Here is a 25750-nt window from a genome sequence, read left to right as displayed (position 1 = left end):
TTGTCTTTCAGACCGCCACTTTTAACGGCGGCACTTGCTGGTGCAAAAACCACTTCTCGGTGACCACCTTGCGGGTAAACCAGTGCGAGCGCATCAGGGTGCTGGCAATGGGTTGCTTCAGCCATTCCGGTAAGTCGAACCCTGCTGGTTCCTGTTCTGAGATGCGATTGCCGAATCTGGCCGTAATCTGTTCGCCGTAGGGCTGAAGGGACACAGCCGACGTGTCTGCGGCTTCCAGAATCACCTTGGCGGCCATCAGTGCAGATTCAATCGCCGGCCGGATGCCTTCGCCGCTTTGGGTGTAGGCCAGCCCCGCGGCATCGCCGATCAGCATTACCCCGTCATCCACCAGGGGCCGGTCGGCATGGGCATAAAGCAGGTAGGCGTGGCCCTTGAAACGACCGGGCAGGTCAGCGGGGATGCGCCCGGTTTGTTTCATGTCTGCCACAAAGGCCTCCAGATGGTCTGACAGCCGAAGATTGTCTTCCCGACCCAGGCCAATGTTCAGAAAATTACCTTTGCGGAACACCCAGGCATAGCCTTTGAGATCTCGGCAAAACCAGAGCTCGGGTGTATCGCCACGGGTCTGGCAAGCGCGGGCCTGCTCCGGCGTCATTTCGAATTCCACTTCCTTGGCGGCGACCACCGTTTCATGCCTGCCGGGGCCAGACCCCAGTAATTTGGCCACCGGGCAGAAGTGCCCGCCGGCACCGATTAACAGCGGCGCCTGCCATTGGTCGTTGACGGTCCAGTTACCGTTTTGCCGGATGATGGTTTTGACCGGGGTACCCAGCTGTTTCGGGGCGGTCACTCGGTCCAGCAGGAAGGCATCGAACTCACAGCGTCGGATGCCGTAGCTGACGATGCCGCCATGATCGTTCTCGACGGCACGTTGCCCCATCATGCCGATGCGAAAGCGGCGGATGGGCTGGAGCGTGCGGGCCTGGCTGTAGTCGTTCGGGTTGATGTCCAGGCTTTCAAACACCGCCGGCGTGACCCAGCCCGCGCAGGTCTTGTCGCGGGGGAAGCTTTGCTTGTCGATGATCAGCACATGCTTGCCGGAACTTTCCAGCGACCGGGCCAGAGTAGAGCCGGCCGGCCCGGCACCGACGATGATGGCATCGTAGTAATCCATTACGCGCCCTCCGGAGTGGCCGGAAAGGTATATAGATCCTGACGGCTCTGGGGCAGTTGATTGTTGTCACCATGAGTAAAGACCACCTGGAACAGCTGCAACGAGCCGGCCCGGAAGGCCGCGACCGATCCGGCCAGGTACAGTCGCCAGGCCCGGGTGAAGTGCTCGTCGTACATAGCGGTGACCTTGTCCGCGTTGGCCTCGAAGCGCTCGGTCCAGTGGTTCAGCGTCTGGGCGTAATGCAGGCGCAGGTTTTCCACATCGAGCACGGAGAAGTCGCTGTGCTCACAGATTGCCATGAACTCACCGATGCTCGGCGGGTAGGCGCCGGGGAAGATCCGTTTCTCGATCCAGGCGTTCATCAGCATGGGGTGGTTGCGCCCGATGCTGTGGAGCAGGGCAATGCCTCCGGGTTTGAGCGTGCGTTTGATCAGTTCCGACAGCGCCGGATAGTTCTCCTTGCCCACGTGCTCGAGCATGCCAATGGAGACGAAGGCATCGTACTGACCGGTGATGTTGCGGTAGTCGTCTTCGACATAGGTGATGAGATTATCCAGGCCCTGCTGCTCAGACTCAGCCTGAGCGAAAGCCAGTTGTTCCCGGGAGATGTTGTAGGAATGAACCTTCACCCCGTAATGGCGAGCCATGTATCGGGCCAGGCCACCCCAGCCGCAACCCGCTTCGACCACGGTCATGCCCGGCTTCAATCGCAGTTTCCGGCAAACATGTTCGAGCTTGGCCAACTGCGCCTGTTCCAGTGTGTTGTCGGCGTTTTCGTAATAGGCGCAGGTGTACTGCATCTCGGCCTGATCCAGCCAGAGCTGGTAGAACTCGTTGCCCAGATCGTAGTGGTGGTGAATGTTCTCTTTGGCCTCGGCAATGCCGGTAGAGCGGGGATTGTGATTGCGCCATAATGCGTCCAGCCAGCGTGGCCATTTCTGGCGAGCGGCGTGCACCGATCGGTACAGGCTCTCCATCAGGTCGGGCAAATCACCTTCTACGTCCAGGCGGCCCGCACTGTAAAGATCGCCAAAGGCCAGGTTGGGATTGGCGACAAGCGAGTAGAGCGCCTTGTGATCCTTCAAGTGCAAGGTGAACCGGGCCGGCGATTGCTCAGGCTCGATCACGTCACCGTTCCAGAGGCGGAACTGGATAGGCGGGGAGCCTGCCATTCGCATGAGTTTGTTGAGCAGCCATCGCTCGTAACTGTGCGGTTCCCGATCGGCCTGGCCCGCGGCCAGCGGCAGGCTCAGTACGTTGGCTTTGTCGTTTTTGTCGGAATAGTCTGATTTACGGGCTGTACCCTGTGCCATGAATCCTCTCTCCCTGTGTTTCGACTTACCCGGCGTCTTCCCGAATGCGGAACTGAGAGTCGCGTGTTTAACTCAGTATAGAAAACGATCAGGTTTTGTCAGGTTTCACAGGCAGAAGAGGCAAACAAGAATCCAGGATCGGACCACTGGCCCGATCCTGGAGGGGTCAGTAGGTGGAGCTCATCCCAGACCATGTTGATGCCCAGGGCTTCGGCAATCGGCGCCAGAATGGGCACAATGATGAAGGAGATCTCCACAAAGTCGATAAAGAAACCGAGTATCAGAATTACCAGCATGGCCAGGATGATAAAGCCCCACTGCTCGCCCGGGAGCATCAGTAGCCACTCTTCCAGCAGATAATCGCCGCCGGTGTAGCTGAATACCATGGAGAACGCCGTGGCGCCGATCAGGATAGCAAACACCATGGCGGTAACACTGACGGTATCCCTGGCAGCATCCCAGACCATCTTGAATGAGAACTGGCGGTAGATGATCGCGAGGAATACCGCACCAATGCCGCCCAGTGCGGAGGATTCGGTGGGGGTGGCCACGCCAGTGAAGATGGAGCCCAGTACCACAATGATCAGTGCCAGCGGTGGAATAATCGCGAGCAATGCCGCCCGGACTTCCTGGCCTCGGCTGAGAGTGTCGTCTTTGGGCATGGCTGGCGCTGTCTGAGGCTTGAGCCGAGTCATTATGAGAATGTAGACGATGTAGAGACCGATCAATACCACGCCGGGGCCGACCGCTGCTTTGAACAGGTTGCCGACCGGCAGGCCCAGGACATCGCCCAGAATGATCAGAATGATCGAGGGGGGGACAATCTGCCCCAAGGTGCCGGAGGCGCAAATGGTGCCGGTGGCCAAGCGGGTATCGTACTTGTGCGCCAGCATGACCGGCAGGGAAATCAGGCCCATGGCCACGACACTGGCACCCACCACACCGGTGGAGGCAGCAAGCAACGCACCGACCAGAATGGTGGAAATCGCGAGGCCTCCGGGCAAACCACCAAACAGACGGCCCATGGAGGTCAGCAGCTGTTCGGCAAGCCTGGTGCGTTGCAGCACCACGCCCATGAAAATAAACAGGGGCACCGCCATCAGTACCGTGTTTTGCATCACACTCATGATTCGGTAAGGCATGAACGCAAACAGATCCATGCCCTCAGCGAAGATGCCAAAAAACAGCGCGACGCCGCCAAAGGTAAACGCAACGGGAAAGCCAAACATCAGCATGACCAGAGCCACACCGAACATAATCATACCAATCATGCCAGACCTCCCGCACTGTGCTCACCAACGTAGCCTTTCTCTCCGGACAACACCCGGATGGCGTAGGTAACCATATTGAGCCCGGCAGTAGCGATGAACACAGCGCTGAGCGGGATGACCGCTTTTATCACCCAGCGGTGCGGCAGTCCGCCTGGATCGCCACTGCCTTCACCCATCTGGTAGGAGTCCAGAGCGAAGCTGGTGCCGTAATGGCCAATCAGGTAAGCAAAGGGTATGACAAAGGCCAGGGCGCCGATAATGTTGATCCAGGCCTTGGTTTTATTGCCCCATCGGGTGTAGAAGACGTCAACCCGGACATGGCCGTCGGTGCGCAAGGCATAGGGGATGCCCAGCAGGAACACCACCGAATACAGGTGCCATTCCATTTCCTGCATGGCAATGGATACTTCATTGAAGGCGTAGCGCGCGACCACGTCATAAAACACGTTCAGGGCCATCAGGATCATGGCCAGGCAGGCGATCCAGCCGCACAGTTTGGAGAGCCAGGCCAGGCTCTTGTCGAGTTTGATAATCCAGCGCATGGAACCTATTCCTCCGCCGAGCGGATGTCAGTTTCTGTGAAATGAAAAAGCCGGGATCACCACAACGAGCGATCCCGGCTCTGTTACCTCAAGGCAGAGAGTTTACTCGACTTCCGACATGGTGTTCAGATAGGCATTGTCAGAAATGTGAGTATAGGCACGGGAATCCTTTTGGTAGCTCTCCAGAGATTCTACGATGCGAGCAGCCTGCTCGTTGTTGCCAGCGGCTTCTTTGAGCAACTTTTTGTTGGCATCGTACATTGCCTGGAAGACGTCATCCGGGAAGTTTTTGATCTGCACATTCGGGTAATCTTGTTTGATGCTGGCCCAGGCCTTGGCATTCTCATGCTGTGACTGAATCAGCATGTCGTAGGCAGCCGTGCGCATAGCGACACGCAAGATTTCCTGCAGGTCTGCCGGCAGCTTTTCCCACACACGCTTGTTGATCAGGAACTGCAGTTCCGTGGCAGGCTCATGCCAGCCGGTGTAGTAGTAGTCGGCAATCTGCTGGAAGCCGAGGCGCAGATCCAGTGCCGGACCAACCCATTCAAGGGCGTCAATGGTATTGCGTTCGAGCGCGGTGTAGAGCTCACCCGGTGCAATGTTGGTGGGGTTGACGCCCACTTCCGCGAACACTTCGCCGGCGAAACCGGGGATGCGCATTTTCAGACCTTTCAGGTCATCCAGAGATTTGATCTCTTTGCGGAACCAGCCGCCCATCTGGTTGCCGGTGTTGCCACCCGGGAAGGACAGCATGTTGTGAGCCTCATACACTTCCTGCATCAGGTCCATGCCGTCGTCATAGTAGAACCAGGCATACTGTTCCAGCGCGGTCATGCCGAAGGGCATGCTGGTAAAAAACAGTGTGTTGGGTACTTTGCCCTTCCAGTAGTAGGAGGCGGAGTGGCCCATGTCGTACTGACCGGCCTTGACCATGTCGAACACGCCCAGTGGCGCTTTGTGTTTGTTGGCGGAATCGATGCGGATTTTCAGGCGTCCGTTAGACATCTTTTCGGCCATTTCGGCCATGCTTTTGGTGGCATCGCCAAAAATCGGAAAATTGGGACCCCAGGTTTCCGCGAGTTTGAGAGTAAAGGTGTCTTGCGCGAGCGCCTGCGTGGCGGCAAAGGTGGTTGCTACTGCCAGTACAGTCGCGGAAAGAACAGAACGGATCTTCATTGTTCTTCTATCCTCTTGTCATTGTTGTAATTTTTTCAGTCTGTCAGAACAGGCTTCCCGTTAAGAAGCGACCGTGTTCTACAATTCTAGTTCAGGTTAACAACTACGGAGGTGTGGTCGCAGCAAAAATGTGCCTATCTACGACATAGGTCTAACGTCAAAGATCGTCCATCCGGCCGATCTGGCTGGCCATGCGCATGGCTTCGTGTTCCTCCAGTGATTTCAGGTCTTCCAGCAGGGATTTCGCCTCAGGAATTTCGGCCTTGCCGATCAGGTTGTCATACAGCTCCATAACCTGATCGTGAAAGTCGAAAATCTCGCGGGCGATGCCGGCAAAATCCAGATCGTTATAGTGGCTGTCGCAGGTGCGTTCCTTTTCAATGGGCTTGTGCACCCCGTAATCGTAGAGCCGGGTTTGCATGGCTTTCGGATCGGCCTGTTTTTCGTACTCTTCGACGGCACTGGCCAGAATTCGCTCGTGGCGGCTAATGTAGTCCAACAGCGCACTGGCACGCTCGTCCTTGTGCAGTGTGGCAGACTCATGCAGGCAGCGGGCGAGATGGGCGTGCAGTTGTCGGGTCCAGTCAATCAGGTCGGCGAAGGTTTTGATTTCCATGTTGTTATACTCCCGTCAGAATAGGATTTGTGATTACCGATATATCCTATCAGTCTAGCCGGGGTTGGTGCTGATGTGTGTCAGATGGAGATGTAAATGAACCCCTCTACCCTTATCGGAATGGTCGCAGGCCTGGCGTTGCTGGCCAGTGTGCTGTTGTGGTCTGCGCAGGATCCGATGCTGTTCCTCAATGCGCCCGGCCTTGCGATTGTTATCGGGGGCACCCTGGCGGCGACCTTTATCTCCTTTCCGTTAAAAGAAGTGCTGCGGGTGTTCAAGCTGCTGGGCACCGTGGTGCGTAATGAAAAGCTTTACACCCAACAGGACATTGACGAACTGGTGCGAATTTCCCGGCTGTGGATCGATGGCAAGTTGCCGGCGGTCGAGCGGGAATTGGAGCATGTGCGCAATCCGTTTTTGCGCTCCGGCGTGCAGCTGGTGATTGAACTGAATCCGGAAGAAGACATCATGGATTTCCTCGAGTGGCGCGTTGCCCGGCTGCGGGCCAGGGAACACGCCGAGGCCCAGTTGTTCCGGGTGATGGCCAGTTTCGCGCCGGCCTTCGGCATGATCGGCACCCTGGTGGGCCTGATCAACATGATGTTCCTGCTGGGTGATGGTGACATGACCGTGATCGGCCAGCAGCTGTCCATCGCTCTGATGACCACGTTTTACGGCATTCTGCTGGCCAACCTGATTTTCAAGCCGGTGGCGGTCAAGCTGGAGCGCCGCACCGAGCAGCGCATCATCCTGATGCGGATGGTTATGCAGGGCATTTCAATGATGTGCAAAAAACGTAGCCCCTCGATGATGCGGGAAACCCTGAAATCGTTTGTGGCCAGCTACGAAGACGAACTTCGCGACATGCGCCCGGCAGCCACTGGCGCCGGAGTGCGGGGTAAGTCCGGGCGTGCGGGTGGAGCGGCCGATGTCTGAACTGGGGCATGCCACCACCGGTGCGGCGAGACGTGCCGACTACCTGCGGATTCCGGTTACCCACAGCACGGAGGAAGACAGCTGGCTGGTGACCTATCTGGATGTGATTACGCTGCTGCTGGTGATGTTCGTGGTGATGCTGGCGTTGTCCGGGGGCTCCCCGGATTTGTCCGGTGAGCAGGCGAGTGTGGCCGCAACCGCGCCTGCCGTGGCGCAGATAACCGATCTGGAGTCAGAGTTGGAGTTGTCATCTATTGAGTCCGAAGCGTTTGCCGCCCGGGCCCGGGCAGCCCTGCAGGCGGCCGGTCTGAGCGACGACATTAGCGTGGTTTCTCAGCGGGACGGTGTTCGCTTCCGGATCAGCAACGATATCCTGTTTGGCTCTGGTGAGGTCGAGTTGTCTTTGGAGGGGGTGCGGCAACTGGAAAACCTGGTGCCGCTGCTGGCCGAATCTGACTACCAGGTCACCGTGGCCGGCCATACCGACAGCCTGCCAATTCAGACGCCCCGCTTTCCCTCCAACTGGGAATTGTCATCGGCCCGGGCAGGCAGTGTGGTGCGTCTGTTTGAGGTCGCCGGAGTTGCTCGCGATCGATTACAGGCTGCCGGCTTCGCTGACACCCGCCCTCTGAACCGAAATGATACCGAGCAGGCGCGCGCCCGGAACCGGCGGGTCGAGATAATTCTTGAAGATAGTTCTATCATGAACGGACAGGTTGATCAGGGAGCGAGCAGACGATGACGGTTGAACTGGGAGTGATTGAGGGGTTTTATGGGCCGATGTGGACCTGGTCTGAGCGGCGTCATCTGATGACTTTGCTGGCGGCCCATGGCTATGGCTTCTATCTGTATGCGCCCAAGGCCGACCCCTATCTGCGGCGACGTTGGCAGGAACCTCATCCGGCTGATCAGGCGGATGAGCTGGAGGACTTCGCCCGCTTGTGCCGGCGCCAGGGTGTTCGCTTTGGTGTGGGGCTGAGCCCCTTTGAAATCTTCAACCGGTTTGATGACGCTGCCCGGCAGGCGCTGGATGCCAAGCTCAAAGCACTGGACCGGATTGGCATACAGGAGCTGGCCATCCTGTTTGATGACATGCGCTCCGAAATTCCGGCTTTGGCCAGCACTCAGGCCGATATCGTCCGCTGGATCAGAGACCATAGCAAAGCGTCGACGATCAGTGTCTGCCCCACCTACTATTCCGATGATCCGGTGCTCGACCGGGTATTTGGCGAACGGCCCGCCGATTACCTTGAAACCCTGGGCGCCGAGTTGCCCAAAGAGGTCAGGGTGTTCTGGACCGGTGAGGAAGTGTGTTCACGGGAAATCTCGCCCGGCCACCTGAAGCGAGTAACCGATCGCCTGGGGCGCAAGCCGGTGCTGTGGGACAACTACCCGGTCAACGATGGCGACCGGATGTCGCGGCACCTGCACTTGCGCGGATTTACCGGGCGGCCTGCGGCCAATGCGGCGCACCTGTCGGGTCATGCCATCAATCCGGCGCTGCAGCCGGCATTGACTGCCATTCCTGCACTGACGCTGGCGGAATCCTACCGGCTGGGGCCGAACTATCAGTACGGTCAGGCTTTTCACCAAGCCGCCCGGGAGATACTGGGGGTTGATCTGGGGAGTCAGCTGCACAAAGACTTACTGACGCTGCAGGATGCCGGGCTGGAGCGTATCAGTACCGAACGCAAGCAGGCGTTGATCCACACCTACGATGGCTTTGATCACCCGGCCGCCAACGAAATTCTGCGCTGGCTGGCCGGTGACTATCAGGTAACGGACGAGATGGTGCAAACCCAATAGCGGTTCAGGCCGGATCGTTACTCCAGATAATAATCGACGGTAGATACTACCCGCACCGTTTTCACCGGCTGCTGCTGTTCTGACACGCCGGGTGCCTGATCTCTTGCCAGAATCTGGAACACGCCCTGATTGGCCCTGCGCAGGCCGCCAACGCTGGCGTTGGCATCCCGGGCAAACTGCTGGGCCGCTTCACGGGCAGATGCGGTGGCTTCGGCAATCATCTCCGGCTTGATGTCATTCAGGCCGCTGAACAGGTAGGTCGGGCCGCCAGGGCCGTAGTCCGTGGTCAACAATACCCCGGAATCGACCAGCTCGCTGACGTTCTGGGCCGCCTGGCGGATACGATCGATCTGGGTGCTGCGCACCATCAGAGTCTGGTTGATAATGAACTTTTGCTCGCCTTCGCCCTGGTAGGGGTTGGCGCGGGTGTCGGTAACATCCAGCCGCTGCAGTTCCACTGCGTCTTTGTCGATGGCCTGCAGTTTCAGGAAAGCGAAGATCGCTTCGCGGCTGCTGCGGCCTTGTTCCTGGGCTTGTTCCAGGGTGTTGCCGGTGGCGACAAAGCGTATCGGCCAGAGCGCAAGGTCGGCTTGCACTTCCCGTTCGGCAACGCCTTTGACGGTGACGTAGCGATCTCCGGTTTTCAGGCCGGTCAGGCCGTCTCTCAGCAGCGAGGCGGAGAGGATAAGACTCATGCCAAGGATAATGGCAACGATAACTTTCATGGGGCAGTTCCTTATCTGAAAGGCCTGAAGGCTGGTGATCAATCCGTGTCGCAGCTGGTGTCCGGGCGGCTGCTGAAACGTTCTTGCATGGCGCTGAGCTGACGGTTTCGGTCCCGGTATTCCGGGGGCAGCGGTTGGATCAGGTACACATAATCGCCTTTGCCCAGGTTGCCCGCCAGTGGAGGCGCTGATGAATCCGCCGGCCAGAACACCGGGCTGATCACTACCACGGAAAGATCGGGCGCGAGTTGCTCAAGCAGCGCGACCGTACCAAGCCGTTCCTCACTGTGGAAGGTCCCGGTCAGGTGCACAATCTGATGTTCCGGGTAGTCATCCCGGGCCTGCAAAATGCGCATGGCCATGGTGTTGTCGCGCAGCAGCTGGGCCTTGTAGGTGTTGTCCATGCGCTCGGCCATGGCGGGGTCGCCGGTGCCGTGGCTGCCGCTGATCGCGGTCTTGAACTTTTCCCGGTAAGCGGGGGTGTCCAGGAACGGTTGCGCCGGCAAAGACAGCCGCTGCTCACTCGGTAACCTGTCCAGATAGCCCGGGCCGGTGCGGCCGACGCAACGAACCACCTGGGCCGGAGCGTTGGCGGCGATCACCGGCAGGTCGTGATGGCGGGCGTATTCCACCAGCGGCCGGTAAGAGCCCCGATAATTATCCCAGCCCTGGGCGTCTTCCAGCATTTCGGTTTCGCCGGTGTTGCCGGCAAGATACTCATCCAGCTCCGTCTGGTGGTCTATAGTGAATTGTTCCAGGCTCAACACCTGGCTCGGATGGATACGATGCAAGTGTTGTTGCAGGCGTGCCTGCAACAAGTGTGAAGCCTGGTGGCCATGGTATTCACCGATCACCACCACATCCGCTTGCGCCAGCCGGTCGGCCAGAAGGCTCAGGTTGATCGCCTGGGCCTTTTGGCTGTCGATCAAAACTCTGTCGTAGAGGCTTGCCGGTGGAGTAATGGCCGCCGCAGACTGGGCTGACAGTTGGGCGCAGCCGGCGATGGCCGTAAAACTTGCCAGCGTCAGTGGGGCTAGAAGTCGTTTGATCGGTGCCATAAGCCGGGCGCTCAGTCAGATTGTTGGGTGCGCTGATCCCGCCAGTCCGGGCCCAGCCTCTCTTCCACATATTCCCGGATGAACTGCCGGACTTTCTGTGACGGGGTGACATCCTCGGCCTTGCACAGTTCCTCAAAAGTGGCCTTTTTCTGCGGGTCGATCAGCAAAGTCAGGCGGGCGGTTCGATTTTCCTTGGACATAAGTATCAGTGCTCGGAGTATGTTAATCAGGTTAACATTGAGTGTAATTTGGTTGAGCATATAATGAAGGCGTATTCTCCGCAACCAGGAACTGGCCCATGTCGCATCGCGCCCATCTGTTTTCACTGAGATTCGCCCACGCTTTCCGCGAAGCCTGTGTGGATGAACGTTACACCGGTGGCCGGTTCCTGAAAGATCTGATGGCCGGGGTCACCGTTGGCATCATTGCCATTCCGCTTGCCATGGCCCTGGCGATCGCCAGTGGTGTTGCGCCTCAGTATGGCCTGTATACGGCGTTTATCGCCGGGTTTGTCATTGCCCTGTTCGGCGGCAGCCGCTACAGCATCTCCGGCCCGACCGCGGCCTTCGTGGTGATACTTTACCCCATTGCCCAGAATTACGGCCTGGGCGGCTTGCTTCTGGCCACCCTGATGTCAGGGGTGCTGCTGGTGATCATGGCGGTGATGCGCTTGGGCCGCTTTATCGAGTATATACCGGAGTCTGTCACCCTGGGTTTTACCGGCGGCATTGCGGTGGTGATTGTTACCTTGCAGGTGGGGGATTTCTTTGGCCTTACCGTCGAGGCCATGCCCGAGCACTACTGGGATAAGCTGGCGCTGCTGGCCCAACAGCTGCCGGCGCTGGACAGCATGAGTACGCTGGTGGCGACCGTCACCCTGGCGGTCATGCTAATCTGGCCGAGGTTCAAGACCGCGGTGCCGCCGCATCTGCCGGCAGTGATCATCGGTAGCTTTCTGGCGCTCTGGCTGAACGCCAATGGGGCCGGCATCGAGACCATCGGTTCCCGGTTCAGCTATCTGTTGCCGGATGGCAGCACCGGCGCGGGCATCCCTCCGTTTTTGCCTGAATTTATCTGGCCCTGGCAGCAACTGAACGCTCAGGGCGAGCCAGTGGGGTTCTCCTGGAGTCTGATACAAGTGCTGCTGCCCGCTGCGTTCGCCATTGCCATGCTCGGCGCCATTGAATCCCTGTTGTGCGCGGTGGTGCTGGACGGTATAACCGGCAAGCGCCACAGTGCAAATAGCGAGCTGATGGGGCAGGGCATCGGTAACATCCTGGTGCCCTTCTTTGGCGGTATCACCGCGACCGCAGCGATTGCCCGCTCGGCTGCCAATTACCGGGCCGGGGCCGAGTCGCCGGTGGCTGGTATGATCCACGCTTTGGTGGTGTTGCTGGCGCTGGTGTCTTTGGCCGGCATTCTTGCGTACCTGCCGATGCCCGCCATGGCGGCACTGCTGGTCATGGTGGCCTGGAACATGAGTGAAGCCCCCAAAGCGGTACATCTGCTGAAAACCGCACCCCGCAGTGATGTGCTGGTGTTTCTGACCTGCTTCAGCCTGACCGTGGTGCTGGACATGGTGATTGCCATCACCACCGGGGTGTTGCTGGCCGCCGTGCTGTTCATGCGTGAAATGGCGCAGATGACCAAGGTCACTGACATTACCGACAACAAGCGGGTGCGGCAGGTCGGGCTGCCGTCGGGTTGGCGCGTGTTCAAAATCAACGGCCCCATGTTCTTCGCCGCCGCAGACCGGGTGTTTGGCGAGCTGGCAGAGCTGTCCCGGCAAACCCGGGGCTTTGTGCTGTACATGGACGGCGTGACCGTGCTGGATGCCGGTGGCCTGGCGGCGCTCAACAAGCTGATCGACAGCTGCCGGGAAACCGGCACCGAAGTGGTGATTGCGGATCTTCAGTTCCAGCCATTACGGACTCTGGCCCGGGCCGGGCTTAAACCAGAACCAGGCGTCAGCAGCTTCTATCCAACCCTGGACGAGGCGCTCACGACGGTCTCGGCCCGGCGCACTGCGCCGCAGATGCTTTAGCCTATAAGGGCCAGTGCAGTTGCAGATTGCCTCCGCCAAACCCGAGTTTGTGCAGATAGAACGTCGGGTTCAGGGTCAACACCGCCTGATGGGTTGCCGATAGACGGGTTTCAATGGGCAGCGTCAGCTTGCCGGTAAAGCCGGTGTGTCGGCGGTCTCGACCGTGCGCGAAGGATTGCCGGATATCTGGCGTGCTCAGATAAACACCAGGACTTACGGTGGTGTTTGGTGTGGCGCTGAACGTAACTTCCGCGAACACGGTGGGTTCCCGGCGCCGAATGTCGCCCTGATCGTTCAGCGCCCGTCCGAAAAACCCGGTTTCATCCAGTTGTAGCCAGGCCAGTCCGGCGGTTGGCAAGAGTCGATGGCTGGTCAGGGTTGCCTTGCCCCGGACCTGAATATGATCTCGCTCAAACCGGGTTGTCACGTCTCCATCAGGCTCCTGCAGCCAGTAGTTCCGGCGCGTGTGCTCGCCTTCGAGATGCAGGCCAAACAGCCAGTCGCCGGATCTTTGCCAGTGTGTGATGGCGGCCCGCTGGCTGTCGTTGCTGACCGTCAGCGCCTGTGACTGGCTGGCAAAGCGGGAGTCGGGCGACAGGTTGACCGAAAGGGTGGTGCCCTCAGTCTCCGTGTCGCCCTGTCGGTGCCATTGTAGAAACCAGGACCGGGGCTCGCTGGCAAAGCGGTCGGAGGTATCGGTTTTGTTATTGAAGTAGTAGTCCGGCAGAATCAAACTGGCATGTAGCCAGTTGCGTTCCGTCAGGTGATGACGGGCACTGAGGTAAATGTCGGATTCGGCCTTGTCTGAAAAGACATCGCCTTGCAGCCAGATTTCGGTTCGCTTGCCTATATTTTGCCGAAAGCCCACCAGTTGCCGTTGGTAAGCGCCGTCCAGGTCCTCTCCCCGCTGAATATCGAGCAGGAACCCGTTATGGCCTTTACGGAGATCAAAGTCTTGCCGAAACCGAAAATCGAAAAAAAGTCGCCGGCTGCTGACGCTGCCGGCGGTGCCACGAATGCCGTTATCGGTGGCCGAGGGCAACATCCGGCGATGTCGGAAGGTCAATGCATGAAGAAAACGCTCGGTGTTGTAGGCTTCATCCCGGCCAAGAACCACCGCATCGGAGCGCCAGGGCTGTGGAAGGTGGGCAGTGCTGGCCACGGCTGTCGTTGTCATGGTGACGGCAAGCAGGATGACCATCCAGCGGTAACCGCCAGCAAGTAGGTTGGTTTCATTCATGATCAGAGGTCACGTTCCCGTGGAGCTTTGTTTTATCCTAGGAACAACACTGACTATTCGCAAAAAAGGACCCTCATGCTGCCGTTTCGCATTATTGATCGCCTGAAGTTCATCCTGGAGCGCCAGCTGGTTAAAGGTGCCGGCTTTCAGTTGTTGGTTGTCGGGCTGTTTATCGGGCTGATTTCCCTGGTGGGCGGTTTGCTGGTGGTGCCTCAGGGTGGTGAGTTTGATGATCCGGGTGCGGCAGTCTGGTGGGCATTCCTGCGCCTGACCGATCCCGGCTACCTGGGTGATGATATCGGCACATGGCAGCGAATCATCTCGACCCTGCTGACGATTCTGGGCTATGTAGTGTTTATGGGCACGCTGGTGGCCATCCTGACCCGCTGGCTGATTGCCAAGATGGCAGAGCTTGAGCGTGGGTTGACACCGGTAACCCTGAAGAATCACTTCGTGGTTCTTGGCTGGACACCCCAGACACCGCCGCTGGTGGCTGAGCTGTTCGGATCTTCAGGGCGCATGCAGCGCTTTCTGGAAAAACACGACACCCAGAAACTGCGGCTGGTGGTGTTGGCGCAAGAGGCCAGCGCCGCGCAGCTCCATGAATTGATGAGTGAGCCGGGCGTGGGCAGTCGTGCTCGTGAAGTGATCTTGCGCAGCGGTTCGGCGATTCAGCCTGATGCCTTGCACCGGGTGGCCTGCCTGGATGCAGCGGCGGTGATTGTGCCCAGTCATGTTTACGATGCCGGCAGTCTGGTGACCTCCGATGTGGAAACGGTTAAAGCGCTGTTGTCGATTGCCGCCCAGGCCCGGCAACTGAGTGCACCGCTGCCGTTTGTAGTGGCCGAAATTCAGGACATGCGAAAGTTGTCGGTAATCGAGCGAGCTTATCCGGGCGCGGTGGAAGTAGTGGCTGGCGATGTCACTATCAGCCGGCTGATGGTGCAGAACGTGCTTCACCCCAACCTGTCTGAGGTCTACAACGAGTTACTGACCGCCGGTGAGGGTAGTGAAATATTTGTGCGCGGAGGTGAAACTGCCGAGGGTCTGACGCTGGCGGAGCTAGCGACCCAGCGACCTCATGCGATTGTTCTCGGGTTGCTTCAGCCCGCTGCCAGTAAAGGTTGGAGGGTGAATTTACTGGCGCCTTCAGACACCATCATTCGGAACGAAGACAGGGTAGTGCTACTCGCCAAAGATTACCTGCACACCGGGCCAGACCCGAAGGCCGAACCGCTGGCCAGAATTGAGCGAGGGTTGGCTCAGTCTTTTAAGCGTAATGAACCCGGCACCCATCGGGTGCTCGTACTGGGCTGGAATCGCAGGGTGCCGAGCCTGTCTGCAGAGTTCGGCAGTTACAGCGGTCGCAAATTTGAGCTGGACATGGTGTCTGCCATTCCGCTGGAGGAGCGCCAGCGGGAGATCGCCCGCTACGGCGTTGATCTGGAAAAAATTAACGGCCGCTTGCTGGAGGCGGATTACATGGTGGAGGAGGATCTCAGAAAGCTGGATCCTGCCAGCTATGATACCGTGATGCTGTTAAGCAGTGACCGTATAGGCACCGGTGAAGAAGCCGACGCCCGGGCTATGGTGGGTTACTTGCAGCTGGAAGATATTCTGGCGGAGTCACTGCACCGGCCGCAGATCATTATGGAGCTCAGTGATCCCGACAACCGGCACCTGCTGTATGGTCACCAGAGCGAGATGCTGATCAGCCCGATGATCCTGAGCCACGTTCTGGCGCAGGTGGCTCTGCGCCGGGAGCTCCGGGTGGTGCTGGATGAGTTGTTCACTGTGGGTGGTGGCGAGATCCAGTTCCGTGATCCCCACGGCTACCCGCTGCCGGCCAGTGCCGACTTTCAGTTGCTGGAGAAAATTGTCGCGGACAGGGGCGAGATTGCCTTGGGCGTGTTCCGGTCAACTGCCGATGAACGGGGCCGGCATTTGCGGATGAATCCGCCCCGTGATCAGTATCTTGATCTGAAAGAAGGTGACCGGTTGGTGGTGCTCAGTTGTAGCTGAACCGTTGTCGGGTTATTCCACCTGATCGAGCAGCACCGCCATGATGTCGTCCATGGTGACAAAGCCCAGCAGGTCGTTGTCCTCCAGCACCAGAATGCGCTTGACCCGGTGTTCGGTCATCAGGGCGGCCACCTGTCGCACCCCCAGGCTTTTGCCGACAGCGAGTGCTGGTTTCGCGCAGGCGTCGTACACGTTCAGAAGATCGATATCGCCTTGCTCGGCAATCACCGTTTTCAGAACGTTGGTGTAGGTGATCAGCCCGTAGGCATCGTTAGGGTGCTGCTTTTCGACCACCAGGGATTTCACATTGTGCATCTTCATCAGGCTCAGGGCTTCCCTTAGCTTGGCGAAGGGCGACACACAAACCACATTGCTAACCATCACGTCTTTGACCAGTTTCATGCGTGAAGCTCCTCAGAAGTTGTCTTTCAAGTGCTGTTCAAATTTCTCGAACTGGGACATGTCAATGCCGCCCAGATGTTCCAGCGGCAGCGTGAACACCAGTCCCTGGGAATCGTTTTCTTTCGGCATCAGCAGATGCTGGATGGCTTTCAGAACCTGCAGTGACAGGCCTTTTTCGAGCACCATCACCAGCACGCTCTGGCTGCCATCGTAGGTGAGGCCGAAGAATGTCTTTTTGGCGGTGTTGCTGATGCCACGGCCAGACAGGACGGTAATGCCGCCGGCACCAAGATCGCGGGCGGCATCGATGCATTCCTGTTCCTGCTCTTCCGGAACAATGGCAACGAGAACGGAAAATTTCATGGGTGCACCTCTCTGCGGTCTGCCCGCCATTGCATGACAATGGCGTAAAGCATCACGGTAACAATAGGAAAGATAGAAGCGAAAGCAATCAGGCCGAAGCCGTCAATCAGGATGTTACGGCCCTCGATGTTGGTGGCCAGGCCAATGCCCAGCGCGGTCACCAGAGGTACGGTAACCTCCGATGTGGTGACCCCGCCCAAGTCATAGGCCAGGGCAACGATATATTTGGGCGCCAGTGCGGTGAGGATAATCACCACTGTGTAGCCGCCCATGATGTAATAGTGCATGGAGCCACCGACAATGATCCGGTGCACACCAATGCTGATGCCGATGGCGACACCGAGGGCAACCAGCAGCCGGATGGTATTGCCGTTGATGCGCCCGGAGGCGGCTTCTTCGGCTTGTTTGCCGACCGCCAGCAAGGCGGGTTCGGCCATGGTAGTGGCAAACCCGATCATGAAGGCGAACAGATAGATGAAGCCGAACCGCTCCAATTCGATCAGCTGTTCCGCCATGCTGGTGCCGATCGGGAACAGCCCCATTTTCAGGCCCACCACGAAGGCGTACAGACCGAAAATGACCAGCACAAAGCCGAACAGGATTTTGGGCGGATTGGACAAGCCGCGCTTCAGTACAATGTACTGGAAAAACAGAATGGTCAGGATAATGGGCAGCACATCTCTTATCATTTCGGCCAGTTCCAGCAGCATTTTCAATGCGCCGGATATGGCCTCGCTGTCATCATGGTGGGTCAGCATCGAGGCATCGTCCGAGACCCCGCCACTGTAAACCACAATTCCGTAAAGCTGCACGGTAATCATCGGCACCATGACGGCCAGCGCCACCAGGCCAAAACCATCGGTCAGCGGGTTGCGGCCACGAATGGACGCGGCCAGGCCAATGCCGAGGGCGGCAATCAGCGGGACTGTGACAATGTTGGTGGTGACCCCGCCGGAATCGTAGGCCAGGCCGATGATTTCTTCCGGGGCAAACCAAGTGACGATCACCACGGTCAGGTAGCCAATGATCATGAACCAGTGCAGCGGATAGCCGATGATGGTCCGGAACACTCCGAGTGCAATGACCACGCCGACCGAGGTGGCGACCAGCAAGCGAAGGGTAAGGGCGTCGATCTTGCCTTCGCTGATATCTTGGGCCTGCTGGGCTACCGCAATCAGTGCCGGCTCGGCCACTACGGCGGAAAAGCCCATGGCGAAGCCAAAAGAGAGTAAGATGGGCACTGACCCTTTCTTGGCAAACTGGTTCGACAGGCTCTTGCCGACCGGAAAAATACTCAGTTCCAGGCCCTGAAGGAACAGCGCCACGCCCACCGCGACGATCAGCAGGCCAATGGCCATGCTCAGAGTATTTTCGGGAACCTGCTGCAACACCACCAGCTGGAAAAACACCACCACGACCACAATCGGCAACAGATTTTTCAGGGCGTGCAGCAACGAGTGGCCGAAAGCGCGGATGTAGAACACTGAATACCTCTGTTACCCATGGGCCGGGGCGCCCGTGATATTAATCAAGTGGTTGAATCATAGCATGTTGCCGTGCGCCGAAAATGACCGGGAGCAAGAATCTCCAAAGCCTGTCACTGGCGACGCTTTTGGTATTCACACAAAAAATGCCGAAAATACACCATATAAATTTCAATTATAAATTCTAAGGCACTAAAGTAACGCCCAACGTCATCTCCTGCCCGGTCGTCTGAGCAGGCAGTTGGCTTCGGATGCTGCCAGGCAGCAGCGTTTCCGCACCTTTTGAACACTAACGTAGAAAGGATAGAGAACATGCCCTACTCACAAGACATCGACCAAGTCGCTTCCATCCTGAAGCAGAACCCGACCTGGAATGCCATCAACCCGAAGCACGCTGCTCGCATGCGCGCCCAGAACAAATTCAAGACTGGTCTGGACATTGCCAAGTACACCGCCAAAATCATGCGTGAAGACATGGCTGCGTACGATGCTGACACTTCCAAGTACACCCAGTCTCTGGGTTGCTGGCACGGTTTTATCGGCCAGCAGAAGCTGATCTCCATCAAGAAGCACTTCGGTACCACCAAGCGCAGCTACCTGTACCTGTCTGGCTGGATGGTTGCCGCTCTGCGTTCCGAGTTCGGTCCTCTGCCTGACCAGTCCATGCACGAGAAGACGGCTGTTTCTGGTCTGATCGAAGAGCTGTACACTTTCCTGCGCCAGGCCGACGCATGGGAACTGAACCACCTGTTCCGCGCCCTGGAAGAAGCTGAAGAAGCCGGCGACAACGCCAAGGCTGCTGAGCTGATCAAGCAGATCGATAGCCACGAAACTCACGTTGTGCCGATCATTGCCGACATCGACGCTGGTTTCGGTAACGCCGAAGCGACCTACCTGCTGGCCAAGCAGATGATCGAAGCCGGTGCTTGCTGTATCCAGATTGAAAACCAGGTTTCTGACGAGAAGCAGTGTGGCCACCAGGACGGAAAAGTGACCGTTCCCCACGCTGACTTCCTGTCCAAGATCAACGCAGTTCGTCTGGCGTTCCTGGAACTGGGTGTGGACGACGGCGTGATCGTCGCCCGTACTGACTCCCTGGGTGCTGGCCTGACCAAGCAGATCGCAGTAACCAACGAGCCGGGTGACCTGGGCGACCAGTACAACGCCTTCCTGGACGGCGAGTACATCGACGATGCTTCCCAGATTGAGAACGGTGACGTTGTGGTCAAGTCCAACGGCAAGCTGCTGAAGCCGAAGCGTCTGGCCTCTGGCCTGTTCTGCTTCAAAGAAGGCTCTGGCGAAGACCGTGTTGTTCTGGACTGTATCACCAGCCTGCAGAACGGCGCTGACATGCTGTGGATCGAAACCGAGAAGCCGCACGTTGGTCAGATTGCTGCCATGGTTAACCGCATCAAGGAAGTGGTGCCCGACGCCAAGCTGGTTTACAACAACAGCCCGTCCTTCAACTGGACCCTGAACTTCCGTCAGCAGGTATTCGATGCAATGAAGGAAGAAGGCAAAGACGTATCTGCCTACGACCGCGCTGCTCTGATGAACGCCGAGTACGACGAAACTGAACTGGGCAAACTGGCTGACGAGTGGACTGCCAACTTCCAGCGTGACGCAGCCCGTGAAGCAGGCGTGTTCCACCACCTGATCACTCTGCCGACTTACCACACGGCCGCTCTGTCTACCGACAACCTGGCCAAAGGCTACTTCGGCGACGAAGGCATGCTGGCTTACGTTGCGGGTGTTCAGCGCAAGGAAATCCGTCAGGGTATCGCGACCGTTAAGCACCAGGATATGGCTGGTTCTAACATCGGCGACGACCATAAAGAGTTCTTCGCTGGCGAAGCAGCTCTGAAGGCTGGTGGTAAAGACAACACCATGAACCAGTTCTAATCGACTGACATCATGATGTTCCAGTAAGGGCTCCGGCGCTTACTGACCACAGAAAACCCCGCATGGCTCCGGCTGTGCGGGGTTTTTGTTTTTAACACTGGCGAATGTTTCTTATCTCACTGATTAAAAAGAGTTAATGGGGTATTTGGTACCTGTCGTCATTCTTTGCTGTTTCAAATTTGAAACAGGTTGATGTGATTCGGATCACGCTTTGAGTGTTTTTTTTGGAAAAATCTTGAGGATTTTCATGATGGTATGGCGGGGCTGTCCGTGTTGGCACGGTAATCGCTCCTGTCATCAGGCGGGTCTGAGCCTTGGCTTACCCGATAGCCAGCGGGTTGGGTCGGATCCCTCAAAAGCCAATTACCTCAAAGGATGTGACATTATGAATACCAAAAAAAGTCTGCTAGCAGCTGCCATTGCCATGAGCATGGGTGTTTCCGGTTATGCAATCGCCCAACAGGGTGGTGATGGTGACCCGAACACTAACGCCAACGATAACTCCGCCGCCAATACCAATTACTCCGGCAACGCGGATTCTGGTAACGACAACTCTACCGATAGCTCCGATAACTCTGACGCTTCGAACAACAGCACCAATGACAGTGGTAACACCGCGCAGACCGACAACTCGGATAACTCTGACGCCTCGAACAACAGCACCAATGACAGTGGTAACACCGCGCAGACCGACAACTCGGATAACTCTGACGCCTCGAACAACAGCACCAACGACAGCGGTAACACCGCGCAGACCGACAACTCGAATAACAGTACTAATGACAGCGGTAACACCGCACAGACTGACAACGCGAACAACAGCACCAATGACAGTGGTAACACTGCACAGACCGACAACTCGGATAACTCTGACGCGTCAAATAACAGCACCAACGACAGCGGTAACACCGCACAGACCGATAACTCCGATAATTCGGACAGTTCGAGCACTCTGGCGGACAGCCAGAACGATAGCTCCGATAGCTCCACTAACAACAGTGGTAACGATAACTCCGACAACTCCACTAACGATAGCGGAAACGACAACTCGGATAGTTCCACTGATTTGGCGGACAGCCAAAACGATAACTCGGATAGTTCCACTAACGACAGTGGTAACGATAACTCCGATAACTCCACCAACGATAGCGGAAACGATAACTCGGATAACAGCGTGAATGACTCCTACAATACCGCTGACAGTAATAACGACAGTTCCGATAACAGTTCCTCGTCGTTGGACATGGATGTGTTCATGAATAACGCTGAGCTGAACGCCTCTGTATCGGGTACTTCAACCACCTACGGCAGTGTCAACGCTGACGGTTCTTACACCGAGGTTCGTAACAGCAACGAAATCTCCGGTGGCTCAGCGAACTTCACTGGTGTCGGGGCATTTGCCCAGAATGCCGGCAATGGCAGCGTTACACAGGCTAATGTCAGTGTAATGTCCAACCTGACCACCGGCAGCGGTGGCGGCACCCAGTAAGGAGTCCTGGCCGCGCCTTAACGGGTGCGGCCCGGTTATTCCGGGAGAACTGCCATGGGTTGCGTCATCAGATGGAAACTGAAGGCTACCTTGCTGGCGTTAATGCTTGGAGCAACGGGATGGGTATCAGCCGAAGAGTGGCTGGATGCCGAAATACTGTCGGCCGATCAGCTTTCGGATTCAAGCGGTCGCCAGGGAATCTCGATGCAGTGGCAGGTTAACGATAACCAGCAAAATGCGAATGTGTCCGATAACCTGCTGTCGGGTACTGTTGTCACGGGTGACAACCATATTTCCGATAACGCGTTCGGCAACATGAGTGGGGTTGCCACGGTTATCCAGAACACCGGTAACCAGGTAGTCATTCAGGACAGTACCCAAATCAACATACTGATTAATCATTAACGGAGGTGGACCATGGCCAGAAAGGCTCTTGTTGCGATCTGCGCGAGTGCCGGGCTGCTATGGTCCACTGCATTTATTGGCCCTTTCGCTTTTGCTGGCTCGGTCATGGTGCCGGGTATTGGCGGCGATTTCCGGCTACAGGTAACCAGTTTCGAGAGCCGGCGCTTCGACAGTGTCATACGCCAGCAATACGACTTCAGTTGCGGTTCTGCAGCGATTGCTTCGCTGTTGTCCTTTCACTACGAAGATCAGGTAACAGAGCATGATGTCTTCATCGAAATGCTTGCCCTGGCGGACGAAGACAAGGTGCGCCAGGAAGGTTTCTCCATGCTCGATATGAAGCACTACCTGGAGGCCAGAGGTTACCAGGCCGATGGTTTCCGCATGCCGTTGACCGGCCTCAAGGAGAAGGTGCGCTTACCCACCATTGTGTTGTTGAATATTGATGGTTTCCAGCATTTTGTCCTGATCAAGGGAATCAGTGATGACGAGGTTCTGGTGGGAGATCCGGCACGGGGGCTGAAAGTTTATTCCTACGCCCAATTCAGCGAATACTGGAACGGTACCGCCTTTGTTATTCGCAGCCACCTTCAACAGGGGCGAGACGCCTTTCTCGGCGAGGGGCATTGGCCCCAGGTGGCCAGGGCGCCGATACAGAAAGACCTGGGAGGGCCGTCTCTTGGCCATACACTGCCCTACTGGCCCTCTACAAGGGAATGGTGAAGATCATGATGATCCGGATGCCAGCTATAGTGTTATTAGCCATTTCATTTGCAACCATAGCGCCGTCTGTCCAGGCAGAACTGAGGCTTGGTGTCGAACCTCTGAGTGATCCGGAGCTGTCTGAGTACCGGGGTGGTTTCCTGATGGATAATCTGGAGATCAGCATTGGTCTGGAGCAGATTGTTGGTATTAACGGTGACACCATGGTGATCAATCGTTTGACCATTCCCAATCTTAACCAGGCCATCAGGGATCGCGTGGTGAACCACCATACCGAAACGGTCATCGAGGTTATCAGCGCCAACCGGAGTGGCGGCGCGCGGGTATCCAGTAACATGGCCGGGCCTAACGGCTGGATGACGGTTATTCAGAATAACCTCGATAGCACGGTGATACAGAATATGCATCAATTGAACATTGAGCTGAGCAATCTGGGTGCCGCCGGGAATCAGTTCCCGGGACGGTTCAGTGATCAGCTTGTCCAGTTGCTGGGTCGCTGATGACCCTTCGATTCCTTCCTAAAGGCTGATCGGAAGCTTCAACGTAATTTCACTGTTGGATGCGTTTTCGGTAACCCCGACGCTCACGGTCAGGCTCAGACTGGTGGACCGGGTCAGGCGTTGTGACAAGCCGAACGATAGTGACCCGATCTGAATGCGGTCAAAGTTGGAGGCAAACAGATCGTTATTATGTTCGAACGTTGTTTTGCGGATGATCGAGTGGTCATAACCCAGGCTGAACGAGGTGCGCTCGTTGAAGGCAAACCCCATTCCGAAGCCGAAACGGACAATGTCGCCGGGGTCGACCGTACCGCCATTTTCAAAGCCCTGCTCCTCTTTGAGAGTCCAGACGTAGCTCAGGTTTCCGAACAGCACGGCGGGGTCCGTCGGGTAGATGAATGAAAGGCCTGGTTCGAATGCCCAGAAACCGGAACCCGTGGGGCGATCACCGAGTTCGACTCCGATGGGATTACCGTCATCGTTCTCGATCACCCGTCGCTCGACATCATACGGGCCTTCTCCGGTTGGCGCTTTCACCCGCATGGCGCCAATAACGTAAGGCCAGCCGCCGAGGCCATCGTTTAACTGGTAACGAACCGAGAGTTCAACATCACCGAGACCTTCACCGGATGACTCGCGCAGAGTGTCTACCGGTGTCCCCGAAAAAACCTCACGTTCTCTCAGGTCCTCATTGATGTTGAGGTAGGGGACGCGGACCGCAGCTTCGAGTTTGCTGGTCAAACCGTACTTGAGTGACAGCGCGCCGACGAGAATATCACGTTGGATTTCCGAAATATTGATCAGCCCGATGAGTAGGGCAGGTATCACCGTGTAACCTTCCACCGCGACCGCTGTTGCATTGCTGTGAGCGTGGGAAAAGGACGGCTCGATAGTAAAGCGGCCAGGCCGGGTGACGATGCCGCGGTCTGCGGTAATGGATGCAATGTCCGTAGCTGCATCGTGGGAGCGGTCTTCAGTGTTGGTTTTGTCCTGCTGGTTTTTGCCTATGTCCGTGCTCCTGGCAGGAAAATCCGGAGTCGGCGGCTCGGCGTGGGCCAAAGGAATCAGAGCGATAGTGAATGCTGCAAACGCGAGTGGTTTCATGGCGTGTTTCCTTTTTCTGAGCCGGCGTGAAGATGGTTGGGGAGCGGCAGTTTGTGTTTTGCAAGCAGGCGGTAGAATGAGACCCGTGAGATTTTCAGCAGGCGCGCGGCCGCCGACAGGTTCTGGCGGGTCAGGGCCAGGCTGACGGCGATGGCCTCTTCGTCAGCGCGGGCCCGGAAGGCTTCCAGGCTGAATCGGTCATCTGAAGGTACGAGCAAGGCCGGTGGCAGTCCCAGGTCTTCGGGTTGAAGCGGAGGTGTCTGCGTCATCACCAGGCCCTGATGAAGACGGTTCTGCAATTCTCTCAAGTTACCCGGCCAGGGGTGCCGGGCCATGGCAATCAGGGTGTTTTTGCCAGGCCGCCACGACTTTTTGCCACAGGCATCGACGATGCACTGAGCCAAATAAGGCAGGTCTTCGAGGCGATTCGTCAATGGCGGCATGGTGACCGACAGGTTGCCCAGACGATAAAATACATCACTACGAAAAGTGCCCTGGTTAACACTGTACTCCAGCGGCTTGCCACTGATGGCGATAACCCGGACGTCCACGCGGATCGGATGGCTGGCACCCACGGGCTCTATTTGTCCTTCTTGCAGAAATCTGAGCATGGCTGATTGCTGTTCAAGACTGAGCTCGTCGGCACCGGAAAGTACCAGAGTGCCGCCGTCGGCGGCCTCTATGCGTCCCTTGCGGGCCTGCAGGGCATGGGTAAAGGCGCCGCGCTGATGGCCAAACAGTTCGCTGTGGATCAGCGAGGCGGGGAGGGCGGCACAGTTAACCGTAATCAGCGGTTGATGACGGCGGCTGGAGTGCTGGTGGGCGAAACGCGCTGCAGCTTCTTTGCCGGTGCCGCTTTCACCACAGATCAGAATAGGTTCACTGGTGGCTGCGAATCGACGGAGCAGGCTTCTCGCCCGCCTGATTGCCGGTGATTGACCTCCCATCACATAGCGTTGATAGCTGGCGGAATGGCTTTCAGGCAGGCTGCTGCCGAGCCTGGACATGCCCAACATATGCCCGAGGCTGCTGTTGAGGCGATTCTGATCAACGGGGAGCGTGTGATAGTCGTGGCAGTAATGCTGAATCAATCGGCACACTTCAGGATGGCTCAGTTGCGCGCGATGCGTCAAGGCCAGCCAGCTGGCAACGGGCAGGCATTCAAGCCAATTGCGGATCTGCTCCAGATGGGGAAGGTCCTTGGCGGTGAGCGTACAGATGCCCACAGGTTTTTCGTCCCATTCTGGCGGCAGTCCGGTAGGGGATTCCAGCGCGTTGATTCTGGCTAGCTGCCACTCCGGGCAAACTGACAGGGCGCCTGCGCCCATGGCTGAATCCGCTGACAACAAGACGAGCGGTCGTTTCTGTTCCATAACCTTGCTCCGGCAAAGTGCTGAACAACCGACTGCTTTTCCGTTGGGAGTCTTGTGGGAAGTACTGCGGGAACTGCTATAGTCGTCCACGGCCCTGTGCCTGCCCGCTGCGCTGAGG

General features: G+C 57.4%; 25 protein-coding genes. 10 read left to right on the top strand and 15 right to left on the bottom strand.

The window, feature by feature from the left end; genetic code table 11:
- Positions 1-7: 7 nt before the first annotated feature.
- The 6 genes from C7H08_RS08620 to C7H08_RS08595 all read right to left on the bottom strand — a co-directional run bounded on the left by C7H08_RS08620 (position 8) and on the right by C7H08_RS08595 (position 6056).
- Positions 8-1135, bottom strand: coding sequence for an NAD(P)/FAD-dependent oxidoreductase (locus C7H08_RS08620; RefSeq protein WP_106671319.1), 1128 nt, complete (start codon positions 1133-1135; stop codon positions 8-10).
- Positions 1135-2448, bottom strand: coding sequence for an SAM-dependent methyltransferase (locus tag C7H08_RS08615; protein ID WP_106671318.1), 1314 nt, complete (start codon positions 2446-2448; stop codon positions 1135-1137). Before C7H08_RS08615 ends, C7H08_RS08620 begins: the two co-directional genes overlap by 1 nt.
- 98 nt (positions 2449-2546) lie before the next feature.
- Positions 2547-3719 carry a TRAP transporter large permease gene (locus C7H08_RS08610; RefSeq protein ID WP_243411422.1) on the bottom strand — a complete coding sequence of 391 codons (1173 nt, stop codon included), beginning with the start codon at positions 3717-3719 and terminating at the stop codon, positions 2547-2549.
- A complete protein-coding gene (locus tag C7H08_RS08605; protein ID WP_106671317.1) occupies positions 3716-4261 on the bottom strand; it encodes a TRAP transporter small permease subunit in 546 nt (181 codons plus the stop codon). Before C7H08_RS08605 ends, C7H08_RS08610 begins: the two co-directional genes overlap by 4 nt.
- Before the next feature lie 102 nt (positions 4262-4363).
- Complete coding sequence (locus C7H08_RS08600) at positions 4364-5440, bottom strand: TRAP transporter substrate-binding protein (RefSeq protein WP_106671316.1); 1077 nt, start codon at positions 5438-5440, stop codon at positions 4364-4366.
- A 157-nt stretch (positions 5441-5597) separates the two neighbouring features.
- Positions 5598-6056 carry an ATPase gene (locus tag C7H08_RS08595; protein ID WP_106671315.1) on the bottom strand — a complete coding sequence of 153 codons (459 nt, stop codon included), beginning with the start codon at positions 6054-6056 and terminating at the stop codon, positions 5598-5600.
- 96 nt (positions 6057-6152) lie between these two features.
- On the opposite strand from C7H08_RS08595, the gene C7H08_RS08590 reads away from it, so the two are divergent.
- Genes C7H08_RS08590 through C7H08_RS08580 form a run of 3 tightly spaced genes read left to right on the top strand, consistent with a single transcriptional unit; the run spans position 6153 to position 8798 of the window.
- Positions 6153-6992, top strand: coding sequence for a motility protein A (locus tag C7H08_RS08590; RefSeq protein ID WP_106671314.1), 840 nt, complete (start codon positions 6153-6155; stop codon positions 6990-6992).
- Positions 6985-7734 (top strand): OmpA/MotB family protein, encoded by a 750-nt coding sequence (locus tag C7H08_RS08585; protein ID WP_106671313.1) that lies wholly within the window; start codon positions 6985-6987, stop codon positions 7732-7734. Before C7H08_RS08590 ends, C7H08_RS08585 begins: the two co-directional genes overlap by 8 nt.
- The gene (locus tag C7H08_RS08580) at positions 7731-8798 is read left to right on the top strand and encodes a beta-N-acetylglucosaminidase domain-containing protein (RefSeq protein ID WP_106671312.1); all 1068 of its coding nucleotides are present in this window, start codon (positions 7731-7733) and stop codon (positions 8796-8798) included. The genes C7H08_RS08585 and C7H08_RS08580 overlap by 4 nt, the downstream gene beginning before the upstream one ends.
- Before the next feature lie 17 nt (positions 8799-8815).
- On the opposite strand, the gene C7H08_RS08575 is transcribed toward C7H08_RS08580, so the two are convergent.
- From C7H08_RS08575 to C7H08_RS08565, 3 genes are read right to left on the bottom strand one after another with little or no spacing between them, the layout of a single operon-like run.
- On the bottom strand, positions 8816-9523 hold the full coding sequence (locus C7H08_RS08575) for an SIMPL domain-containing protein (protein ID WP_106671311.1): 708 nt from the start codon (positions 9521-9523) through the stop codon (positions 8816-8818).
- A gap of 38 nt (positions 9524-9561) precedes the next feature.
- The gene (locus tag C7H08_RS08570) at positions 9562-10581 is read right to left on the bottom strand and encodes a ChaN family lipoprotein (protein WP_106671310.1); all 1020 of its coding nucleotides are present in this window, start codon (positions 10579-10581) and stop codon (positions 9562-9564) included.
- 11 nt (positions 10582-10592) lie between these two features.
- Positions 10593-10781: a CopG family transcriptional regulator gene (locus C7H08_RS08565; RefSeq protein ID WP_106671559.1), complete on the bottom strand. Its 189-nt coding sequence runs from the start codon at positions 10779-10781 to the stop codon at positions 10593-10595.
- 98 nt (positions 10782-10879) lie between these two features.
- Between C7H08_RS08565 and dauA the strand changes: the two genes are divergently transcribed.
- Complete coding sequence (dauA, locus tag C7H08_RS08560; protein WP_106671309.1) at positions 10880-12625, top strand: C4-dicarboxylic acid transporter DauA; 1746 nt, start codon at positions 10880-10882, stop codon at positions 12623-12625.
- A gap of 1 nt (position 12626) precedes the next feature.
- On the opposite strand, the gene C7H08_RS08555 is transcribed toward dauA, so the two are convergent.
- Positions 12627-13865 (bottom strand): hypothetical protein, encoded by a 1239-nt coding sequence (locus C7H08_RS08555; protein WP_106671308.1) that lies wholly within the window; start codon positions 13863-13865, stop codon positions 12627-12629.
- A gap of 75 nt (positions 13866-13940) precedes the next feature.
- Between C7H08_RS08555 and C7H08_RS08550 the strand changes: the two genes are divergently transcribed.
- The gene (locus C7H08_RS08550) at positions 13941-15887 is read left to right on the top strand and encodes a CASTOR/POLLUX-related putative ion channel (protein ID WP_106671307.1); all 1947 of its coding nucleotides are present in this window, start codon (positions 13941-13943) and stop codon (positions 15885-15887) included.
- A 12-nt stretch (positions 15888-15899) separates the two neighbouring features.
- Here the strand turns inward: C7H08_RS08550 and C7H08_RS08545 are convergent, their stop codons facing one another.
- The 3 genes from C7H08_RS08545 to C7H08_RS08535 are packed head-to-tail and all read right to left on the bottom strand — an operon-like array spanning position 15900 to position 18136.
- Complete coding sequence (locus C7H08_RS08545) at positions 15900-16289, bottom strand: CBS domain-containing protein (protein ID WP_106671306.1); 390 nt, start codon at positions 16287-16289, stop codon at positions 15900-15902.
- A gap of 12 nt (positions 16290-16301) precedes the next feature.
- On the bottom strand, positions 16302-16652 hold the full coding sequence (locus C7H08_RS08540) for a transcriptional regulator (RefSeq protein WP_106671305.1): 351 nt from the start codon (positions 16650-16652) through the stop codon (positions 16302-16304).
- Positions 16649-18136 carry a DUF1538 domain-containing protein gene (locus tag C7H08_RS08535; protein ID WP_106671304.1) on the bottom strand — a complete coding sequence of 496 codons (1488 nt, stop codon included), beginning with the start codon at positions 18134-18136 and terminating at the stop codon, positions 16649-16651. The genes C7H08_RS08540 and C7H08_RS08535 overlap by 4 nt, the downstream gene beginning before the upstream one ends.
- A gap of 312 nt (positions 18137-18448) precedes the next feature.
- Here C7H08_RS08535 and C7H08_RS08530 point away from each other — a divergent pair, with 312 nt between their 5' ends.
- The 5 genes from C7H08_RS08530 (at position 18449) to C7H08_RS08510 (ending at position 23155) form a co-directional block, all read left to right on the top strand.
- Positions 18449-20038, top strand: coding sequence for an isocitrate lyase (locus C7H08_RS08530; RefSeq protein ID WP_106671303.1), 1590 nt, complete (start codon positions 18449-18451; stop codon positions 20036-20038).
- Between the two features lie 385 nt (positions 20039-20423).
- Positions 20424-21527, top strand: a complete 1104-nt coding sequence (locus C7H08_RS08525; protein ID WP_106671302.1) for a hypothetical protein — start codon at positions 20424-20426, stop codon at positions 21525-21527.
- A 54-nt stretch (positions 21528-21581) separates the two neighbouring features.
- Positions 21582-21932 carry a hypothetical protein gene (locus C7H08_RS08520; RefSeq protein WP_227663160.1) on the top strand — a complete coding sequence of 117 codons (351 nt, stop codon included), beginning with the start codon at positions 21582-21584 and terminating at the stop codon, positions 21930-21932.
- Between the two features lie 12 nt (positions 21933-21944).
- Positions 21945-22655 carry a C39 family peptidase gene (locus C7H08_RS08515; protein WP_106671301.1) on the top strand — a complete coding sequence of 237 codons (711 nt, stop codon included), beginning with the start codon at positions 21945-21947 and terminating at the stop codon, positions 22653-22655.
- A gap of 29 nt (positions 22656-22684) precedes the next feature.
- Positions 22685-23155 carry a hypothetical protein gene (locus C7H08_RS08510; RefSeq protein ID WP_227663159.1) on the top strand — a complete coding sequence of 157 codons (471 nt, stop codon included), beginning with the start codon at positions 22685-22687 and terminating at the stop codon, positions 23153-23155.
- An 18-nt stretch (positions 23156-23173) separates the two neighbouring features.
- Here the strand turns inward: C7H08_RS08510 and C7H08_RS08505 are convergent, their stop codons facing one another.
- Together C7H08_RS08505 and C7H08_RS08500 are read right to left on the bottom strand one after the other, a co-directional pair.
- The gene (locus tag C7H08_RS08505; protein WP_106671300.1) at positions 23174-24259 is read right to left on the bottom strand and encodes a transporter; all 1086 of its coding nucleotides are present in this window, start codon (positions 24257-24259) and stop codon (positions 23174-23176) included.
- Positions 24256-25632 (bottom strand): sigma-54-dependent transcriptional regulator, encoded by a 1377-nt coding sequence (locus tag C7H08_RS08500; protein ID WP_106671299.1) that lies wholly within the window; start codon positions 25630-25632, stop codon positions 24256-24258. Before C7H08_RS08500 ends, C7H08_RS08505 begins: the two co-directional genes overlap by 4 nt.
- Positions 25633-25750: the final 118 nt, after the last annotated feature.

It is taken from the genome of Marinobacter halophilus, from assembly GCF_003007685.1.
Taxonomy (GTDB): Bacteria; Pseudomonadota; Gammaproteobacteria; order Pseudomonadales; family Oleiphilaceae; genus Marinobacter; species Marinobacter halophilus.
Note: the sequence above shows the minus strand (reverse complement) of the source record. Positions and strands in the feature narration are given on the sequence as shown.

Excerpts from the sequence above, each read along its gene's own strand:
- C7H08_RS08615 (WP_106671318.1), bottom strand. The coding sequence starts at position 2,448 with ATGGCACAGGGTACAGCCCGTAAATCAGACTATTCCGACAAAAACGAC.
- C7H08_RS08585 (WP_106671313.1), top strand. The coding sequence starts at position 6,985 with ATGTCTGAACTGGGGCATGCCACCACCGGTGCGGCGAGACGTGCCGAC.
- C7H08_RS08515 (WP_106671301.1), top strand. The coding sequence starts at position 21,945 with ATGGCCAGAAAGGCTCTTGTTGCGATCTGCGCGAGTGCCGGGCTGCTA.
- C7H08_RS08570 (WP_106671310.1), bottom strand. The coding sequence starts at position 10,581 with ATGGCACCGATCAAACGACTTCTAGCCCCACTGACGCTGGCAAGTTTT.
- C7H08_RS08520 (WP_227663160.1), top strand. The coding sequence starts at position 21,582 with ATGGGTTGCGTCATCAGATGGAAACTGAAGGCTACCTTGCTGGCGTTA.
- C7H08_RS08565 (WP_106671559.1), bottom strand. The coding sequence starts at position 10,781 with ATGTCCAAGGAAAATCGAACCGCCCGCCTGACTTTGCTGATCGACCCG.
- C7H08_RS08580 (WP_106671312.1), top strand. The coding sequence starts at position 7,731 with ATGACGGTTGAACTGGGAGTGATTGAGGGGTTTTATGGGCCGATGTGG.
- C7H08_RS08500 (WP_106671299.1), bottom strand. The coding sequence starts at position 25,632 with ATGGAACAGAAACGACCGCTCGTCTTGTTGTCAGCGGATTCAGCCATG.
- C7H08_RS08540 (WP_106671305.1), bottom strand. The coding sequence starts at position 16,652 with ATGAAATTTTCCGTTCTCGTTGCCATTGTTCCGGAAGAGCAGGAACAG.
- C7H08_RS08590 (WP_106671314.1), top strand. The coding sequence starts at position 6,153 with ATGAACCCCTCTACCCTTATCGGAATGGTCGCAGGCCTGGCGTTGCTG.
- C7H08_RS08595 (WP_106671315.1), bottom strand. The coding sequence starts at position 6,056 with ATGGAAATCAAAACCTTCGCCGACCTGATTGACTGGACCCGACAACTG.
- C7H08_RS08505 (WP_106671300.1), bottom strand. The coding sequence starts at position 24,259 with ATGAAACCACTCGCGTTTGCAGCATTCACTATCGCTCTGATTCCTTTG.
- dauA (WP_106671309.1), top strand. The coding sequence starts at position 10,880 with ATGTCGCATCGCGCCCATCTGTTTTCACTGAGATTCGCCCACGCTTTC.
- C7H08_RS08600 (WP_106671316.1), bottom strand. The coding sequence starts at position 5,440 with ATGAAGATCCGTTCTGTTCTTTCCGCGACTGTACTGGCAGTAGCAACC.
- C7H08_RS08555 (WP_106671308.1), bottom strand. The coding sequence starts at position 13,865 with ATGAATGAAACCAACCTACTTGCTGGCGGTTACCGCTGGATGGTCATC.
- C7H08_RS08545 (WP_106671306.1), bottom strand. The coding sequence starts at position 16,289 with ATGAAACTGGTCAAAGACGTGATGGTTAGCAATGTGGTTTGTGTGTCG.
- C7H08_RS08530 (WP_106671303.1), top strand. The coding sequence starts at position 18,449 with ATGCCCTACTCACAAGACATCGACCAAGTCGCTTCCATCCTGAAGCAG.
- C7H08_RS08575 (WP_106671311.1), bottom strand. The coding sequence starts at position 9,523 with ATGAAAGTTATCGTTGCCATTATCCTTGGCATGAGTCTTATCCTCTCC.
- C7H08_RS08605 (WP_106671317.1), bottom strand. The coding sequence starts at position 4,261 with ATGCGCTGGATTATCAAACTCGACAAGAGCCTGGCCTGGCTCTCCAAA.
- C7H08_RS08525 (WP_106671302.1), top strand. The coding sequence starts at position 20,424 with ATGAATACCAAAAAAAGTCTGCTAGCAGCTGCCATTGCCATGAGCATG.
- C7H08_RS08550 (WP_106671307.1), top strand. The coding sequence starts at position 13,941 with ATGCTGCCGTTTCGCATTATTGATCGCCTGAAGTTCATCCTGGAGCGC.
- C7H08_RS08620 (WP_106671319.1), bottom strand. The coding sequence starts at position 1,135 with ATGGATTACTACGATGCCATCATCGTCGGTGCCGGGCCGGCCGGCTCT.
- C7H08_RS08610 (WP_243411422.1), bottom strand. The coding sequence starts at position 3,719 with ATGATTGGTATGATTATGTTCGGTGTGGCTCTGGTCATGCTGATGTTT.